The organism is Streptomyces sp. P9(2023), from assembly GCF_032436795.1.
Lineage (GTDB): Bacteria > Actinomycetota > Actinomycetes > Streptomycetales > Streptomycetaceae > Streptomyces.
The window spans coordinates 1-310 of the sequence record NZ_JAUPWM010000311.1 but is presented as its reverse complement, the minus strand read 5'-3'; the positions used below and the strand labels follow the sequence as shown (position 1 = coordinate 310).

Below are 310 nucleotides of genomic sequence, written 5' to 3'. Positions count from 1 at the left end.
AGACACGCCGATAAGAACTTCGGTAAACCGTCGTTCGTTCGCTCCAGTGAGCCGGGTTGGCTTATGAGCAATGAAGATTTTCGGCGCGAATATATGTTGGACGTTACCGACGCAGATATTGGAGTGGAATGAATGGCAGTCATCTACATTCTTTGCGCCATTGCCGGTTGCGCGTTCGGTTTCGTATCGTACATTCTGCATGGCAACATTTACGCAGCGATTATCATCACTATGGCGGTTGCATCCATTCTGGCCGGGCTGACCGGCTTTAACCATCGATAGGAGCGTGCAAAAAGAAGGTGAATTTACC

Annotated in this window: 1 protein-coding gene; it reads left to right on the top strand. The window is 49.4% G+C overall.

The window, feature by feature from the left end; all coding sequences use genetic code 11:
* The first annotated feature begins 132 nt into the window (after positions 1-132).
* Positions 133-282 carry a hypothetical protein gene (locus Q5762_RS37755; protein WP_315888748.1) on the top strand — a complete coding sequence of 50 codons (150 nt, stop codon included), beginning with the start codon at positions 133-135 and terminating at the stop codon, positions 280-282.
* Positions 283-310 lie beyond the last annotated feature (28 nt).